The 14,376-nt window shown below is 72.7% G+C and carries 14 protein-coding genes; 10 read left to right on the top strand and 4 right to left on the bottom strand.

The window, feature by feature from the left end; all coding sequences use genetic code 11:
• Positions 1-26: 26 nt before the first annotated feature.
• Positions 27-1,601: a penicillin-binding transpeptidase domain-containing protein gene (locus tag ACBR40_RS01370; protein ID WP_371247059.1), complete on the top strand. Its 1,575-nt coding sequence runs from the start codon at positions 27-29 to the stop codon at positions 1,599-1,601.
• Here the strand turns inward: ACBR40_RS01370 and ACBR40_RS01365 are convergent.
• Entirely contained in the window at positions 1,598-2,461 is an 864-nt protein-coding gene (locus ACBR40_RS01365) for an alpha/beta fold hydrolase (protein WP_371247058.1), read from the bottom strand. The two genes, ACBR40_RS01370 and ACBR40_RS01365, sit on opposite strands and share 4 nt — an antisense overlap.
• Before the next feature lie 145 nt (positions 2,462-2,606).
• A complete protein-coding gene (locus tag ACBR40_RS01360) occupies positions 2,607-3,254 on the bottom strand; it encodes a PadR family transcriptional regulator (protein WP_344215376.1) in 648 nt (215 codons plus the stop codon).
• Positions 3,255-3,355: 101 nt separating this feature from the next.
• Between ACBR40_RS01360 and ACBR40_RS01355 the strand changes: the two genes are divergently transcribed.
• From ACBR40_RS01355 to ACBR40_RS01345, 3 genes are read left to right on the top strand one after another with little or no spacing between them, the layout of a single operon-like run.
• Positions 3,356-4,018: a GntR family transcriptional regulator gene (locus tag ACBR40_RS01355; protein ID WP_371247057.1), complete on the top strand. Its 663-nt coding sequence runs from the start codon at positions 3,356-3,358 to the stop codon at positions 4,016-4,018.
• Complete coding sequence (locus ACBR40_RS01350) at positions 4,015-4,497, top strand: OsmC family protein (protein ID WP_344215380.1); 483 nt, start codon at positions 4,015-4,017, stop codon at positions 4,495-4,497. The genes ACBR40_RS01355 and ACBR40_RS01350 overlap by 4 nt, the downstream gene beginning before the upstream one ends.
• Positions 4,498-4,539: 42 nt before the next feature.
• A complete protein-coding gene (locus ACBR40_RS01345; protein ID WP_371247056.1) occupies positions 4,540-5,388 on the top strand; it encodes a polysaccharide deacetylase family protein in 849 nt (282 codons plus the stop codon).
• Between the two features lie 97 nt (positions 5,389-5,485).
• Here the strand turns inward: ACBR40_RS01345 and ACBR40_RS01340 are convergent, their stop codons facing one another.
• Entirely contained in the window at positions 5,486-5,830 is a 345-nt protein-coding gene (locus ACBR40_RS01340; RefSeq protein ID WP_344215384.1) for a DUF3040 domain-containing protein, read from the bottom strand.
• Positions 5,831-5,964: 134 nt separating this feature from the next.
• Between ACBR40_RS01340 and ACBR40_RS01335 the strand changes: the two genes are divergently transcribed.
• The 6 genes from ACBR40_RS01335 to ACBR40_RS01310 all read left to right on the top strand — a co-directional run bounded on the left by ACBR40_RS01335 (position 5,965) and on the right by ACBR40_RS01310 (position 14,019).
• On the top strand, positions 5,965-7,047 hold the full coding sequence (locus tag ACBR40_RS01335; RefSeq protein ID WP_371247055.1) for an Rv2578c family radical SAM protein: 1,083 nt from the start codon (positions 5,965-5,967) through the stop codon (positions 7,045-7,047).
• 102 nt (positions 7,048-7,149) lie between these two features.
• The gene (locus ACBR40_RS01330; RefSeq protein ID WP_281249613.1) at positions 7,150-7,272 is read left to right on the top strand and encodes a hypothetical protein; all 123 of its coding nucleotides are present in this window, start codon (positions 7,150-7,152) and stop codon (positions 7,270-7,272) included.
• 70 nt (positions 7,273-7,342) lie between these two features.
• Positions 7,343-10,480 carry a S41 family peptidase gene (locus ACBR40_RS01325; RefSeq protein WP_371247054.1) on the top strand — a complete coding sequence of 1,046 codons (3,138 nt, stop codon included), beginning with the start codon at positions 7,343-7,345 and terminating at the stop codon, positions 10,478-10,480.
• Positions 10,481-10,655: 175 nt separating this feature from the next.
• Positions 10,656-12,050, top strand: coding sequence for a glycosyltransferase family 4 protein (locus tag ACBR40_RS01320; protein WP_371247053.1), 1,395 nt, complete (start codon positions 10,656-10,658; stop codon positions 12,048-12,050).
• Between the two features lie 71 nt (positions 12,051-12,121).
• Positions 12,122-12,733 carry an ArsR/SmtB family transcription factor gene (locus ACBR40_RS01315; protein ID WP_371247052.1) on the top strand — a complete coding sequence of 204 codons (612 nt, stop codon included), beginning with the start codon at positions 12,122-12,124 and terminating at the stop codon, positions 12,731-12,733.
• Complete coding sequence (locus ACBR40_RS01310; RefSeq protein WP_371247051.1) at positions 12,733-14,019, top strand: MFS transporter; 1,287 nt, start codon at positions 12,733-12,735, stop codon at positions 14,017-14,019. The genes ACBR40_RS01315 and ACBR40_RS01310 overlap by 1 nt, the downstream gene beginning before the upstream one ends.
• A gap of 10 nt (positions 14,020-14,029) precedes the next feature.
• Here the strand turns inward: ACBR40_RS01310 and ACBR40_RS01305 are convergent, their stop codons facing one another.
• Positions 14,030-14,365, bottom strand: coding sequence for a hypothetical protein (locus tag ACBR40_RS01305; protein WP_371247050.1), 336 nt, complete (start codon positions 14,363-14,365; stop codon positions 14,030-14,032).
• Positions 14,366-14,376 lie beyond the last annotated feature (11 nt).

The following is a 14,376-nucleotide window of genomic DNA, read 5'->3' as shown; positions in this document are numbered from 1 at the left end:
TGGCACGGGGCCGGACCATCGCGATCGTGTCCACCGCGGCCGTGCTGGCGGTGGGAGCCGCGGCCGGCGGCGCCTACTACGTGCTGCACACCCGGGGCACTCCCGCCGGCACCGCGCAGCGGTTCGTCGCGGCCTGGCAGTCCGGTGACGCCGCCGCGATGGCCAGGGAGCTGGCGACACCGCAGCAGCTCGGCGTCTACGAGCAGCAGCGCACCGCGCTCGGCGTGGAGCGCACCTCGGTCCGGCTGGGCCAGGTGACCGAGGGCGACGGCAAGGCACGAGTCCCCTACACCGTGACGCTGAAGCTGAAGAGCATCGGCGACTGGTCCTACGACGGCCGGCTCGACCTGGTCGTGGCCGACCGCACCTGGAAGGTCGACTGGTCGCCCACGGCCCTGCATCCGCAGCTCACGGACGGGGCCACGTTCTCGGTCAAGACGCGCTGGCCGCAGCGGGCGGAGATCACCGACGCCGACGGCGGGCGCATCGACGACGGCTCGGCCGGCGGCTCGGTGCAGCAGCTCGTCGGCTACCTGGACAAGGCCTCCAAGGACGATGTCGCCAAGCTCGGCTCGGCCTACAAGACAGGCCAGGCGATCGGCCGCGGCGGGCTGCAGGAGACGTTCCAGAAGCGGCTGGCCGGCACCCCGTCCACCGACATCAAGCTCGGCGGCAAGACGCTGGAGACCATCGAGGGCGCCGAGGGCGAGCCGGTCAAGACCTCGCTCGACCCCCGTGCCCAGGCCGCCGCCGTGGCCGCGGTGAAGGACGTGGAGAAGCCGACCTCCATGGTGGCGATCCGGCCCTCGACCGGGGAGATCCTGGCGGTGGTCAACAACCGCGGCGGGTTCAACCGGGCGCTGGACGGCCGCTATCCGCCGGGCTCGACGTTCAAGGCGGTCACCGCGATCGGGCTGCTGGCGGCCGGCTTGTCGCCCGAGGACACCGTCACCTGCCCCGAGTACGCCACCGTCGGCGGCCTGAAGATCCGCAACTCCGACAACGAGGCGTTCGGTTCGCTGTCGTTCCTGGACTCCTTCGCCCACTCGTGCAACACGACCTTCGCGCCGCTCGCCCAGTCGAAGCTGGGCGGGACGAAGCTGCTGAAGACGGCCGAGGCGGTCGGCTTCAACCAGCCGCTCAACATCGGCGTCCCGGCGACCCCGGCGAGCTTCCCCAAGCCGGAGTCGGACGCCGAGCTCGCGGCGGAGTCGTTCGGGCAGGCCAGGATCACCGCCAGCCCCCTGTCGATCGCCTCGGTGGCCGCCGCCATCGCCGACGGCACGTGGCGTCCGCCGACGCTGGTGCCGTCGCTGAAGCAGAAGGCGGCCGAGCGCAAGCTGCCCGGCGGGGTGAAGAGCCGCCTCCACACGATGATGGCGGCCGTCGTCACCAAGGGCACCGCCAAGAAGGCCGGCCTGCCCGCGGGCACGCGCGGCAAGACCGGGACGGCCGAGTACAACGTCGGCGACAAGCTGGAGACCCACGCCTGGTTCATGGGGTTCAAGGGCGACGTGGCGTTCGCGGTGATCGTGGAGGGTGGCGGCGGGGGCGGCGCGGTGGCCGCGCCGGTCGCCGCCACCTTCCTGAAGAACCTCTAACCGGCCGGCCGCAGGAAGCGGCGGACCTCCGCCGCGACCTGTTCCGGCCTGCCGCGCATCGCGGCGTTCGAGGTGGCGCTGTGGTCGAGGCCGGGCAGGTCCACACGCTGGCAGCGGGGCAGCACTCCGCGCAGGGCGGTGAGGACGTTCCTGAGGTAGGCGGGGCTCCTCGTGCCGCCGAGCAGCAGCACCTCGGCCCGCACCCGGCGGTAGGCGTCGAGGTCGTCGGCGGTCTCGGCGACGACCTGGACGTCCTGGCGGAGGGTCGGCGCGAGCTCGCGGAACGTCGGCTCGCCGTCGGCGGCCGTCCTGTCCTGCCGTTTGAGCATCGCGGTGGTCATGGCCTCCAGCAGGGGCCGGGGCAGCAGGCCGAGGAACGCCGGGCCCATGCGGGTCCCCAGCATGCCGGTGACCAGCGCGGCGGGTACGCGGCCCGCGGCGAGCTCCCTGTCGAAGCGCTCCAGCCAGCCGGTCGGGTTGGAGCCGTCGAGGTCGAGGGGCGGCTCGAAGGCGATGACCGTACGCAGCTCGGGGCGGGCCAGTGCGGTGCGCAGGGCGACGATGGCGCCCGAGCTGACGCCCATGACGTGCTCGGCGCCGGTCGCGGCGAGCAGCGCGGAGAGGTCCTCGACCTCGCGGGCGAGCCCGTAGCGGGGTCCTGCCGGGCCGCTGCGGCCCCGGCCGCGCCGGTCGGGGACGTAGCAGGTGAACGCGCCGGACAGGGCCTCGGCGAGCTCGATGTTGCCCTGCCCGGTCTGCATGGCGCCGTGCAGCAGCACCAGGCCGGGGCCGTCGCCGCCGAGGCGGCGGTAGGCGATCTCCGTGCCGTCCTGCGACGTCACGCGGTCAAGTGTGATCATGTTCGCTCCCCATGGTCGGGACCGCGGCGGGGAGCCCGGCTATTGTTGCCGTTGCCACCTCGTGGCCGGGGGTCCGCGCCGCGGGTCTGTCGGATGCGAGGTCACCCCGGCGGCGGTGTGCCAGCACCGCCGCCGGGTTCTTGCTTCAGTCGTCCAGGCGTCCCCTTTCGGCCGCGGCGGCCACGTCGTCGGGGAGCCGGCCGGTCTCGCGGTAGGCGCGCCAGGCGTCCAGGCCGGGGAACGTGCCGTCCGTGAGCTCGGCGAGCAGGCCGCGCACCCAGGCGGCCTCGGCCTGCCGCATCGCGAGCGCGTACTCGGCCTCCAGGAGGAACAGCCGGGGCACCTCCCGCCCGTCGCGCTCCAGCTCGTCCCGGCCTGCCGCGACGTGCCGCTCCAGGACGGCGAGCCGCCGCCGCAGCAGCTCGGCGACCTCGTCGGGGCCGAGACCGCCGAGGACCGACAGCCCGGCCTCGAACGCCGACGGCTCGTCCGCGGGGGCCGCGAGCAGCTCCCGCGTCCAGTCGGCGGCCTCCGCGAGGCCGGCGTCGGTGACGCGGTAGACGGTCCGCTCGGGGCGGGCGCCCTGGCGGTTGCTCTCCACGGCGGCGATCAGGCCGTGTTTCTCCAGGTTGCCGACCACCGTGTAGAGGGAGCCCCATTTGATCCGCATGTCGCGGTCCTTGGCGCGGGCCCGCAGGACCGAGGCCATCTCGTACGGATGCATGGGGCGCTGCACGAGCACGGTGAGCACGGCCAGTCCCAGCAGGTTGCGTACGGGCCGCCGCTTCGCCATCTCGTTCTCCTTTACTCGTTTGCGAGTATACGTCTACGAGTATTTTCTGGCAATGGTCCGCGCTTTGCATGCAATGTATGCAAAGGGCTAAGATCCATCCCATGCAGACCGATGTGGCGTGCGACCGGTTGCGGGAGCTGATTCTCGGCGGGGCCTATCCGCCGGGCGCGCGGCTCACCGAGATGGAGGTGGCCGCGAGCCTGCGGATGAGCCGGACCCCCGTACGGGAGGCGCTGCGGGCGCTGGCCGCCGACGGCCTGGTCCGGCCGGCCGGGCGCGGCGTCACGGTCGTCGCCCTGGAGGAGGGCGACCTGAACGAGGCCTACCAGGTGCGGGCCGCCCTGGAGGCGCTCACCGCCGAGCTGGCCGCGGTGCGGCAGCGCGAGGGCCGCATCGCCCCCGCCGACCTGCGCGCGCTGCACGACGTCGCGGCGCGCACGGCGGCCGCCACCGCCGAGGGGCGCCTGGCCGACGCCGTGCCGCTCAACCGCCGCTTCCACCAGACGATCGCGGAGCTGGCCGGCAACGCCCTGGCGCTGCGCACGCTGGAGCGCGTCTGGGACCAGATCCAGGTGTCCACGCTGCGCTCGCTGGCGCCGCCCGACCGGCACGCGTACGTCTCCGCGCAGCACGAGGACCTGCTCGCCGCGATCACGGCGGGCCGCCCCGAGGAGGCCGCCGCCGTCGCCCGCGCCCACGTCCTGGACACCCGTACGACCACGAGCCGAGCACATGAACCGCGATCCGAGGGAGAGCGCCCATGAACCGCCACCACACCTACGCCACCGTCGTGACCTGGACCGGCGACAAGGGCACCGGCACCAGCGGCTACCGCGACTACGCCCGCGACCACGAGCTGTCCGCCGACGGCCCGGCCGCCGTCATCCCCGGCAGCTCCGACCCGGCCTTCCGCGGCGACGCGTCCCGCTGGAACCCCGAGCAGCTGCTGGTCGGGGCGCTGTCGCAGTGCCACATGCTGTCCTACCTGCACCTGTGCGCGGTCAACGGGGTCGTCGTCACCGCGTACGTCGACCGCGCCGGCGGCACGATGGAGCAGACCGCGGCGGGCGGCCACTTCACGGAGGTCGTGCTGCGTCCCGAGGTCACGGTGGCCGCCCCGGAGATGGCGGAGAAGGCCGCCGCGCTGCACGCCGACGCCCACAAGGCCTGCTTCATCGCCTCCTCGGTGAACTTCCCGGTGCGCCACGAGCCGGAGATCCGCGTCGCGACGACGTCGTCATGAAAACGGGTTGTGCAGGACGTTCACCACGATCATGGTGAGGAGATGACTGCACGACCGTCCGCCTCGTTGCCGGGATTCCCGCCCGAGGCGCGCCTGCTGATCGTCAACGCCGACGACTTCGGACTCCACTCCGAGGTCAACGAGGCCGTCATCCGGTCGATCGAGGACGGCCTCGCCGCCTCGTGCAGCCTCATGACGCCCTGCCCGGGCGCGGCGCACGCGATGGCGCTGCTGCGCGAGCGGCCGGAGATCCCGTTCGGCGTCCATCTGACGCTGGTGTGCGAGCAGCCAGGCCACCCGTGGGGCCCGCTCGCCCCGCGGGCGCTGATCCCGTCGCTGCTGGACGCCGCCGGCGGGTTCCCCTCCTTCGAGGACGCTCCCGGCGTGCTGGCTCGCGCCCGCCTGGACGAGATCGAGTTCCGGGCGCAGCTGCGCGCCGTGCTGGACGCGGGACTGGAGCCTTCGCACCTGGACTGGCACTGCCTGGCCGACGGGGGGCGTCAGGACGTGTTCGAGCTGACTCTGGAGCTGGCCGACGAGCACGGCTTAGCGGTGCGGGCCTGGCTGGAGCCGTCGCGGGAGCTGCTGCGCGCCCGCGGGCTGCCCGCGCTCGACCACGACTTCCTGGACAGCTTCGCCCTGGACGTCGAGGGCAGGGCCGAGGCGTACGCCCGCGCGCTGCGCGAGCTGCCGCCCGGCCTGAGCGAGTGGGCGGTGCACCCCGGCCTCGGCGGGCCCGCGTCACAGGCCGCCGACCCCGACGGGTGGCGGGTGCGCAGCGGCGACCACGAGTTCCTGACCTCGCCGCAGGCTCGCGAACTGCTGCGGCAGGAAGGGATCACCGTGCTCGGCTACGGCGAGATCCGCCGCGCCTGGGCGGAACGGCGCTGAGGACGGCACAGAGCCCTTACCGGGCCTGAACCGGACAGCGCGCTGAGGGCGGCAGAGAGCCCTTACCGGGCCTGGACCGGACAGCGCGCTGAGGGCGTCAGTGAGCCCCCGCCGAGGCGGGGATCGGGGCGGTGTCGGTGGCGAGCTCGGCTGCCGGTTCGCCGGGCACCGCGCCCAGCGACAGCCCCGCGGCGGGCTCGTTGTGCAAGACCATGATCAGGAGTGTGGAGACCAGCGTGGCGATGAGCACCCAGCTGACCAGGATGATGACCGTCGAGCGGCGCGGCCGGCGCCAGGCGCCGGGCTGCCCCTGTGACCTGGCCTCGCTGCGACGGACTCGTTCGTTGAACGACTCGAGCCGTGCGACGAGTCGCGGATCATCCTCGACGAGGTACTGCTCGATCTGGGCGAGCATCCGCTCCTCGTCCTGCGACCAGGCCATACGTGCACCTCCGGAACGCAAGCTCTGTGGCCTCTTCCTGCCCAACCATGAAGATCATTAGCCACGGCCTGACCAGGTAATTGCACCCTCTTTTCGGTTTGCGATCAAGCTCGAACTTTTGTTCTAATCATGGCATGCGCTGGGACAACCTGCGCCTGACCGCCGATGGTGAGGCCGATCCGTCCGTCCCGCTGTTCGCTCGCGGAGCGGTCACGCGGACGTTCGACACGCCCGAGTTCCAGGGCATGACCTTCTACGAGATCCAGGCCCGCTCGATCGTCAACCGCGTGCCGGCCGCCAGTCGCGTGCCGTTCGAGTACACGATCAACCCCTATCGCGGCTGCAGCCATCGATGTGTTTACTGTTTTGCCCGGAAAACGCACGAATATCTTGATCTGGATTCCGGGGCGGACTTCGACTCCAAGATCGTGGTCAAGGTCAACGCCGCCGAGCTGGCCCGCAGGGAGCTGTCCTCGCCGCGCTGGGGCGGCCACCACATCGCCATGGGCACCAACGTCGACTGCTACCAGCGCGCCGAGGGCCGCTACCGCCTGATGCCCGGCATCCTGACCGCGCTGCGCGAGGCCGCCAACCCGTTCTCCGTCCTCACCAAGGGCACGCTGATCCTGCGCGACCTCGACCTGCTCGCCGAGGCGGCCGAGGTCACCGAGGTGAGCGCCGCCGTCTCGGCCGGGTTCGTCGATCCGGAGGCCTGGCGGGCGGTCGAGGCGGGCGCGCCCCACCCGCTGCGCCGCCTGGAGGTCTGCCGCACGCTCAACGACCACGGCATCGCGTGCGGGGTGCTGATGGCGCCGGTCCTCCCCTACCTCACCGACTCCCCCGCCCAGCTCGAACGCACCGTCAAGGCGGTCGCCGAGGCGGGCGCCACCTACGTGACGCCCATGGTGCTGCACCTGCGGCCGGGGGCCCGCGAGTGGTGGCTGCGCTGGCTCTCCCGCGAGCACCCGCGCCTGGTGCCGCGCTACCTGGAGCTCTACGGGCGCGGCGCCTACGCGCCCAAGGCATACCAGGCGCGGATCACGGCGCAGGTGCGCGAGCTGGCGGAGCGCTACGGCGTCGGCCGCGGCGTCCCGGCGTCGGCCCGCCGCCGCCGGCTCCGCCCGGTCCCGCAGCACGGCCCAGGACAGGGCCCGCAGCACGGCCCGGAGCACGGTCTGGGGCAGGACTCGCCGCCTGAGCAGCTTCGGCTGCTGTGAGGGCGCATATAGGCGGCATGTCGGGTTTCGTGCACAAATGGGTAGCAATGAGCTTGGTGCACGAATCATCGCGTGCGCTCTGTCCGTACAGGGGGGATTCCAATGGCAGACACGAAGAAGAAACCTGCCACGAAGTCGGGCAAGTCGAAGAAGCAGGCCATCAAGACGAGCCGGCAGGCCAAGGAGACGAAGAAAGAAACCAGGAAGGGCTCCGACGAGAGCTGATCTATGGTGACATGATCGGACAGCCGGGAGCCCGGCTCCCGGCTGTCGCATCGACCGTGGAGCTGCCGCGATGTCCGCCTACCTGCGCTTCCCTTCCGTGTTCCAGGACGTCGTGGTGTTCGCCGCCGAGGACGACCTGTGGATGGTCTCCGCCCAGGGCGGCCGGGCCTTCCGCCTCACCGCCGGGCTGGCCGAGGCCGGCTATCCGCGCATCTCCCCCCGTGGCGACCAGCTCGCCTTCGTCGGCCGCGAGGAGGGCCCCGAGGAGGTCTACGTCATGCCGGCGTCCGGCGGCGCGGCCCGCCGGGTGACCTTCCACGGCGCGCGCTGCACGGTGACCGGCTGGGACCCCGAGGGCCGCATCCTCTACGCCAGCGACCAGTCCCAGCCGTTCGAGGGACGCAAGTGGCTGCACCGGGTGGCGCCGGGCGAGGTGCCGGAGCGGCTGCCGTACGGTCCCGCGAACTCCATCGCCCACGGCCCTGGCGGCATGATCGTGCTCGGCCGCAACACCGCCGACCCGGCCCGCTGGAAGCGCTACCGGGGCGGCACGGTCGGCGACCTGTGGATCGACCCCACCGGCGCGGGCGAGTTCCGGCGGCTGATCCGGCTGCCGGGCAACCTCGCCTCCCCCTGCTGGAGCGGCGGGCGGGTGTGCTTCATCAGCGACCACGAGGGCGTCGGCAACGTCTACTCGTGCCTGCCCGACGGCGGCGACCTGCGCAAGCTCACCCATCACGACGACTACTACGCCCGCAACCTGTCCGGTGACGGTCACCGGCTGGTCTACCACGCGGGCGCCGACCTCTACCTGCTGGAGCCCGGCGAGCGGCCGCGCCGGCTGGAGGTGGCGCTGGCCAGCTCGCGCACCCAGCGCAACCGGCGCTTCGTCGAGGCGGCCGACTACCTGGAGAGCGCCACGCTCAGCCCGGACGGCAGCGCGCTGGCGATCACCGCGCGCGGCAAGGCGTACACGATGGCCGGCTGGGAGGGCCCCGTACGCCGGCAGGGCGCCGAGGACGGCGTCCGCTACCGCTTCCTGACCTGGCTCAACGACGGCGTACGGCTGATCGCGGCGGCCAGCGACGACGACGACGAGGAGCGGCTGGTCGTCCTGGAGAGCGGAGAGGGCGGCCCCGGCACGGAGGTCGCCCGGCTGGGCCGGATCACCGCGCTGGTGCCCGACCCGGCGCACGACCGGGTGGCCGTGGTCAACCACCGCTACGAGCTGCACCTGCTCGACCTCGCCACGGGCCGCTGCGACCTGGTGGAGGCCAACCCGTACGGCTCGCCGGAGGACCCCGCCTGGTCGCCCGACGGCTCGTGGCTCGCCTACGCCGCCCCGCTCAACGCCCAGACCACCGCGATCAAGCTGCACCATCCGGAGAGCGGGCGGACCGTGCAGGCGACCGAGCCGGTGCTGATCGACTCGATGCCGGCCTTCGACCCCGAGGGCCGCTACCTCTACTTCATCGGCCAGCGGACCTTCTCCCCCGTCTACGACCAGCTCCAGTTCGACCTGGGCTTCCCGCTCGGCACCCGCCCGTACGTGGTGGCGCTGCGCGCCGACGTGCCGGACCCGTTCGTGCCGCGCCAGCGTCCCCTGGAGCGGAAGGACGACGACGAGGACGGGGACGAGGAGGAGGGCGGCGAGGAGCGGCCGGAGGCGCTGCGCGTGGACGTGGACGGCCTGGCCCGCCGGGTCACCGCCTTCCCGCTCCCCGAGGGCCGCTACGAGCGGGTGGCCGGGCTGAAGGGCAAGGCGCTCGTCCTCACCAGCCCCGTGGAGGGCGACAACGTCCTGCACCTGTACGACTTCGCCAAGAACGACAACGAGACCTTCGCCGAGGGCGTCACGGACTTCGAGCTGGGCCGCGACCACAGGACGCTGCTGTACCGGACCGGCTCGCGGCTGCGCGTGGTCAAGGCGGGCGAGGTGCCGGGCCACGACGACGACCGGCCGGGGCGCGAGAGCGGCTGGATCGACCTGTCGCGGATCAAGGTGTCGGTGTGCCCGGAGGCCGAGTGGCGGCAGATGTTCCGCGAGGCGTGGCGGCTGCAGCGGGAGAACTTCTGGACCGAGGACATGGCGGGGGTGGACTGGCCGGCCGTGTACGACCGCTACCAGCCGCTGGTGGACCGGGTGACGACCCGGGGCGAGTTCTCCGACCTGCTGTGGGAGCTGCACGGCGAGCTGGCCACCAGCCACGCCTACGAGAGCGGCGGCGAGTACCGCCCCGGCCCCGACTACACGCAGGGCAAGCTGGGCGTGGACTGGGAGCGCCGCGACGGCGTCTACCACATCGCCTCCCTCGTCACCGGCGACCCGTGGGACCCGAAGGCGACCTCGCCGCTCAACCGGCTCGGCCTCGACGTACGCCCCGGCGACGCGGTGCTGGCCATCGACGGCGCGCCCATCGGCGACGGCGTCGCGACCCCGAACGAGCGCCTGGTCAACCAGGCCGGCGAGGAGGTCGAGCTGACCCTGCGGCGCGGCGAGAAGGTGTTCGCGGTCACCGTGCGGACCCTGGCCGACGAGCAGCCGGCCCGCTACCGCGACTGGGTCAACCTTAACCGGGCCCGCTGCCACCAGCGCTCCGGCGGCCGGGTCGGCTATCTGCACGTGCCCGACATGGGGCCGGACGGGTTCGGCGAGTTCCACCGGGGGTTCCTCGCCGAGCACGACCGGCACGCGCTGGTCGTGGACGTGCGCTTCAACGGCGGCGGTCACGTCTCGGCGCTGCTGCTGGAGAAGCTGGCCCGGCGCCGGCTCGGCTACGACTACCCGCGGTGGGGGGCGGCGGAGCCGTACCCGCCGGAGTCGCCGCGCGGGCCGCTGGTCGCCATCGCCAACGAGTGGGCGGGCTCCGACGGCGACATCTTCAGCCACACCTTCAAGCTGCTGAAGCTGGGGCCGCTGGTGGGCAAACGCACCTGGGGCGGCGTCATCGGCATCTGGCCGCGCCACCAGCTCGCCGACGGCACGGTGACGACGCAGCCGGAGTTCTCCTTCGCCTTCGACGACGTCGGCTGGCAGGTGGAGAACTACGGCACCGACCCCGACATCGAAGTGGACATCACCCCGCAGGACTACGCGCGCGGCGTGGACACCCAGCTCGAACGGGCCATCGACGTGGCGCTGGAGCTGCTGGCCGAGCATCCCCCGCACACGCCCGATCCGCGGCATCGGCCGCGTATGCAACCTTAGTCACCCCTGCGGCGTCTAATGATCATAGGTGAGGAAAGCACACCGGGGCTGACAGTGCTTCCCGCTCACGCAAGACCGCTCAGGTGAACGCCGGCCGGCGCAAGGGCTACACGACCTCGCGTACGGCCGTGAAGTGTTGTTGATCGCTTTCTCGTTCTCAAGGGGGACCCGTACGGTGCGCGCACTCGCACGCAAGGGCAGATCGGCCGCGCTGCGGCTCTATCGGGGGTACAACCGGCGCAAGGCGCGGAGCGCGCCGCCCCCCTCGACGCAGCGGATCCACATCCTGCTGCTGCACGCCCACGGCATGGGCGGCACGATCAGGACCGTGTTCAACCTGGCCGGCTACCTGGCCGAGGAGCACGACGTGGAGATCGTGAGCATCCTGAAGGAGGCCGAGGAGCCGTTCTTCCCCATCGATCCCCGGGTGCGTTTCCGCTTCCTGGACGACCGGCTGCGGCCGAGCCGCAACCCGCTGCGCGCGCTGCTGTCGAAGCGGCCGAGCCGGTTGATCCCCCAGGAGGAGTCGGCCTACCACCGCTTCAACATGTGGACCGACCTGCAGCTCGCCCGCTACATCCGGTCGCTCGACACAGGCGTGCTCATGGGCACCCGTCCGGGGCTCAACCTCGTGATGGCCCAGTTAGCCCTGCCGGGGGTGATCACGATCGGGCAGGAGCACGTGGCGCTGCGCACGCAGCCCGAGCCGGTGCAGAAGCTCATCAAGTGGCGCTACCGCCGCCTCGACGCCCTCGTCACCCTCACCAGGGCCGACCTGAACGACTACCGCGAGGCGCTGCCGAAGAAGCCGCGCAAACTCACCCGCATCCCCAACGCCGTGCCGCCGATGTCCGGCGACCCGTCGAAGCTGGACGCCAAGGTCGCCGTCGCGGTCGGCCGCATGACCCGGATCAAGGGCTTCCACCGGCTGATCACCGCCTGGGAGACCGTCGCCGCCGCCCACCCCGACTGGAAGCTGCGCATCTTCGGCGCCGGACCGCAGGAGGACAACCTGCGGGCGCAGATCGCCGAGGCGGGGCTGCAGGACAAGGTCGAGCTGCCGGGGCCGACCACCGACGTCGGTGCCGAGCTGGAGAAGGCGTCGGTGTACGTGATGAGCTCGCGCCACGAGGGCTTCCCCATGACGGTCCTGGAGGCCATGGCCAAGGGGCTGGCGATCGTCAGCTTCAACAGCCCGCACGGCCCCAAGGAGATGATCAAGAACGAGGTGGACGGGCTGCTGATCAAGCCGCGGACGAACGCCAACCTCGCGGCCGGCATCATCCGGGTCATCGAGGACGAGCAGCTCCGCCGCGACCTGGGCGCGGGCGCGCTGGAGAAGGCGGAGACGTACAGCGTGGAGGCGGTCGGGCGCAAGTGGGACGCGCTGCTGGCCGAGCTGCTGGCCCGCCGCGACGGCACCTACGTCCCACGTACGGCCCAGCCGCCCACCGAGCCGCCCGCCGAGCCGCCCGCCGAGCCATCCGTCCCGGAGGCCCCTGCGCAGGCCGTCGCCGCGCCTCGCGCCCGGCTCACGGTGGTGCCGGTCGCTCCCGAGGTCACGCCCTGATCCCGTAGACCGCAAACACTTCTTCGCGAAGAAGTGTTTGCGAAGAAGTGTTTGCGGTCTAGGGTGGGGCCATGGCCGATCCCCGGGAGAGCGGCGTCGTCGTCCTCGACGCCAAAGGGTTGCGGGCGCTCGCCCACCCCGTCCGCGTCCAGCTCGTGGAGCTGCTGCGCAAGCACGGCCCCTCGACCGCCACCCGCCTCGCGGAGCGTCTCGGCGTCAACTCCGGCACCGCCAGCTACCACCTGCGCAAGCTGGGCGCGGCCGGGTTCGTGGAGGAGGACGCCGAGCGCGGCAACGCCCGGGAGCGCTGGTGGCGTTCGGTCCACCGCGTCACCCGGCTCACCGACGAAGGGCTCACCGACGCCGAGCCGGAGGCCGTGCACGCCTACATGCGCTCCATCGCGGCCCTGTACAACCTGCGCACTCAGCAGGCGCTCAACGAGCTGCAGACCATGCCGCACGGCTGGCGGCGGGTGCTCGACCTCAGCTCCTTCGCGCTGCGCCTCACCGAGGAGGAGGGGTGGCGGCTGCGGGAGGAGCTGGGCGAGGTGATCGCCCGCTACCGGCGCGACGGCGAGGAGGCTCCCCCGGGAGCCCGGCGGGTCGTGCTGATCACCGAGATCCTGCCCGAGCTCGACGAGGGGACGGACGACGGGACGGACGACGGGCCCGAGGAGGGCTGATGGCCGCGACGGCGCTGCCCAGGCCGCTCGCAGGGGTGCTGGCAGCCGTGGCGGTGTCGCTCACCGGCACGCGCGTGTCGGCCATCGCGGTGCCCTGGTTCGTGCTGGTGACCACCGGGAGCCCGGTCTGGACGGGTGTCGTGGCGTTCGCCGAGATGGCGCCGTACGTGGTGGTCAAGCTGATGGCCGGGCCGCTGCTCGACCGGATCGGGCCGCGGCGCGTGTCGCTCGCCGGTGACGTGGTGAGCGCGGGCGCCGCCGGGGCGATCGCGCTGTTGCACGCGCTGTCACTGCTGCCGCTTGGCGTGCTGGCCGGGCTGGTCGCGGTCATCGGGGCGGCGCGCGGGCCCGGCGACCTGGCCAAGTCGATCATGGTGCCCGAGGCGGCCGACCGGGGGCGGGTGCCGCTGGAGCGGGCCACCGGGCTGATGGGCGCGGTGGAGCGGCTGGCCCAGCTCGTCGGGCCGGTCGCGGGCGGCGCGACGGTCGCGGCGGTGGGCGCGCCTGCCGGGCTCGCGGTCAGCGCCGCGTGCTTCGCGCTGGGCTCGGTGGTGGTGGCCTGGGCGCTGCCGCGCGGCATGGGCCACCGCGCCCCCGCCTCTCCCGATCGGGAGGACGGCGGGTACTGGCGGCGGTTCGGGCAGGGGTGGACGTTCCTGCGGGGGCAGCCGCTGCTGCTCGTCCTGATCGCCACCGTGGCGGTGACGAACCTGCTGGACGCGGCCTACGCCCAAGTGCTCGGGCCCGTGTGGGCCGAGGGGTCGGGCCACGGGCCCGCCATCTGGGGTCTCAGCCGGGGTTTCATGGGGCTGACCGCGATCGGGGGCGGGCTGGTGGCGGCGGGGCTGGCGCACCGGCTGCGGCGGCGGCCGGTGTTCTTCGCCGCGTTCCTGGTGGCCGGGCCGCCGCAGTACCTGATCCTGGCCGTGGACGGCGTGCCGGTGTGGGCGGTGATGGCGGTGTTCGGGGTGGGCGGGTTCTGCGGCGGGTTCCTCAACCCGATCCTTGGGGCGGTCGCGTACGAACGGGTGCCCCGCGACCTGCTCGGCCGGGTGGGGGCATTGCAGACGTCGCTAGCCTTCTCCGGGATTCCCGTCGCCGGGGTGCTGGCCGGCGCGACGGTCGCGGCGGCCGGGCTGGCGCCGGTGCTGGTGGCCTGCGGCGTGGTCTACGGGCTGACCACCACGCTCGCGGGGCTGCACCCGGCCGCCCGCGACATGGACCGCCTCCGCGGCCAGGGCCCGCCCGCGTCCGACGCCGTCCCGGAGCCGTCCGGGAGCCCATGAGGCCGCGGGCTCAGGTGCGGTCGGCGGTCAGCGGGGCGCGGAGCAGCATCGCGGCCACCTCGGGGCCCAGGATCGGGTCGTCGCGGAAGGCCGCCACGATCGCCGAGCGCAACGCCTCCCTGCCGTCCCCTGTCGCCCTCGCCGCCCGTTCGATGAGCCCTCGGGTGTGGGCGTCGCCCCGGCCGAACACCCGCTGCAGCACCCGCGTGCCGAGGGCGACCGGGGTGCCGGCGGCCGACTCCCTGGTCCTGGCCAGCACGCTCACGCCGTAGGCGTCGATGGCGAGGGTGGCGAAGGGCATGACGTCGTCGGCGACGTCCACCGGCAAGTGCCGCGAATTCCGCATAAGACCCTCCC

The organism is Nonomuraea sp. AD125B (genome assembly GCF_041402765.1).
Classification (GTDB): Bacteria; Actinomycetota; Actinomycetes; order Streptosporangiales; family Streptosporangiaceae; genus Nonomuraea; species Nonomuraea bangladeshensis.
This window is presented reverse-complemented; position numbering and strand designations above follow the sequence as displayed.

What these genes read in the sequence shown, in the direction of transcription:
- ACBR40_RS01365 (WP_371247058.1), bottom strand. Translation starts at nt 2,461, where the DNA reads ATGATCACACTTGACCGCGTGACGTCGCAGGACGGCACGGAGATCGCC.
- ACBR40_RS01360 (WP_344215376.1), bottom strand. Translation starts at nt 3,254, where the DNA reads ATGGCGAAGCGGCGGCCCGTACGCAACCTGCTGGGACTGGCCGTGCTC.
- ACBR40_RS01355 (WP_371247057.1), top strand. Translation starts at nt 3,356, where the DNA reads ATGCAGACCGATGTGGCGTGCGACCGGTTGCGGGAGCTGATTCTCGGC.
- ACBR40_RS01350 (WP_344215380.1), top strand. Translation starts at nt 4,015, where the DNA reads ATGAACCGCCACCACACCTACGCCACCGTCGTGACCTGGACCGGCGAC.
- ACBR40_RS01345 (WP_371247056.1), top strand. Translation starts at nt 4,540, where the DNA reads ATGACTGCACGACCGTCCGCCTCGTTGCCGGGATTCCCGCCCGAGGCG.
- ACBR40_RS01340 (WP_344215384.1), bottom strand. Translation starts at nt 5,830, where the DNA reads ATGGCCTGGTCGCAGGACGAGGAGCGGATGCTCGCCCAGATCGAGCAG.
- ACBR40_RS01335 (WP_371247055.1), top strand. Translation starts at nt 5,965, where the DNA reads ATGCGCTGGGACAACCTGCGCCTGACCGCCGATGGTGAGGCCGATCCG.
- ACBR40_RS01330 (WP_281249613.1), top strand. Translation starts at nt 7,150, where the DNA reads ATGGCAGACACGAAGAAGAAACCTGCCACGAAGTCGGGCAAGTCGAAG.
- ACBR40_RS01325 (WP_371247054.1), top strand. Translation starts at nt 7,343, where the DNA reads ATGTCCGCCTACCTGCGCTTCCCTTCCGTGTTCCAGGACGTCGTGGTG.
- ACBR40_RS01315 (WP_371247052.1), top strand. Translation starts at nt 12,122, where the DNA reads ATGGCCGATCCCCGGGAGAGCGGCGTCGTCGTCCTCGACGCCAAAGGG.
- ACBR40_RS01310 (WP_371247051.1), top strand. Translation starts at nt 12,733, where the DNA reads ATGGCCGCGACGGCGCTGCCCAGGCCGCTCGCAGGGGTGCTGGCAGCC.
- ACBR40_RS01305 (WP_371247050.1), bottom strand. Translation starts at nt 14,365, where the DNA reads ATGCGGAATTCGCGGCACTTGCCGGTGGACGTCGCCGACGACGTCATG.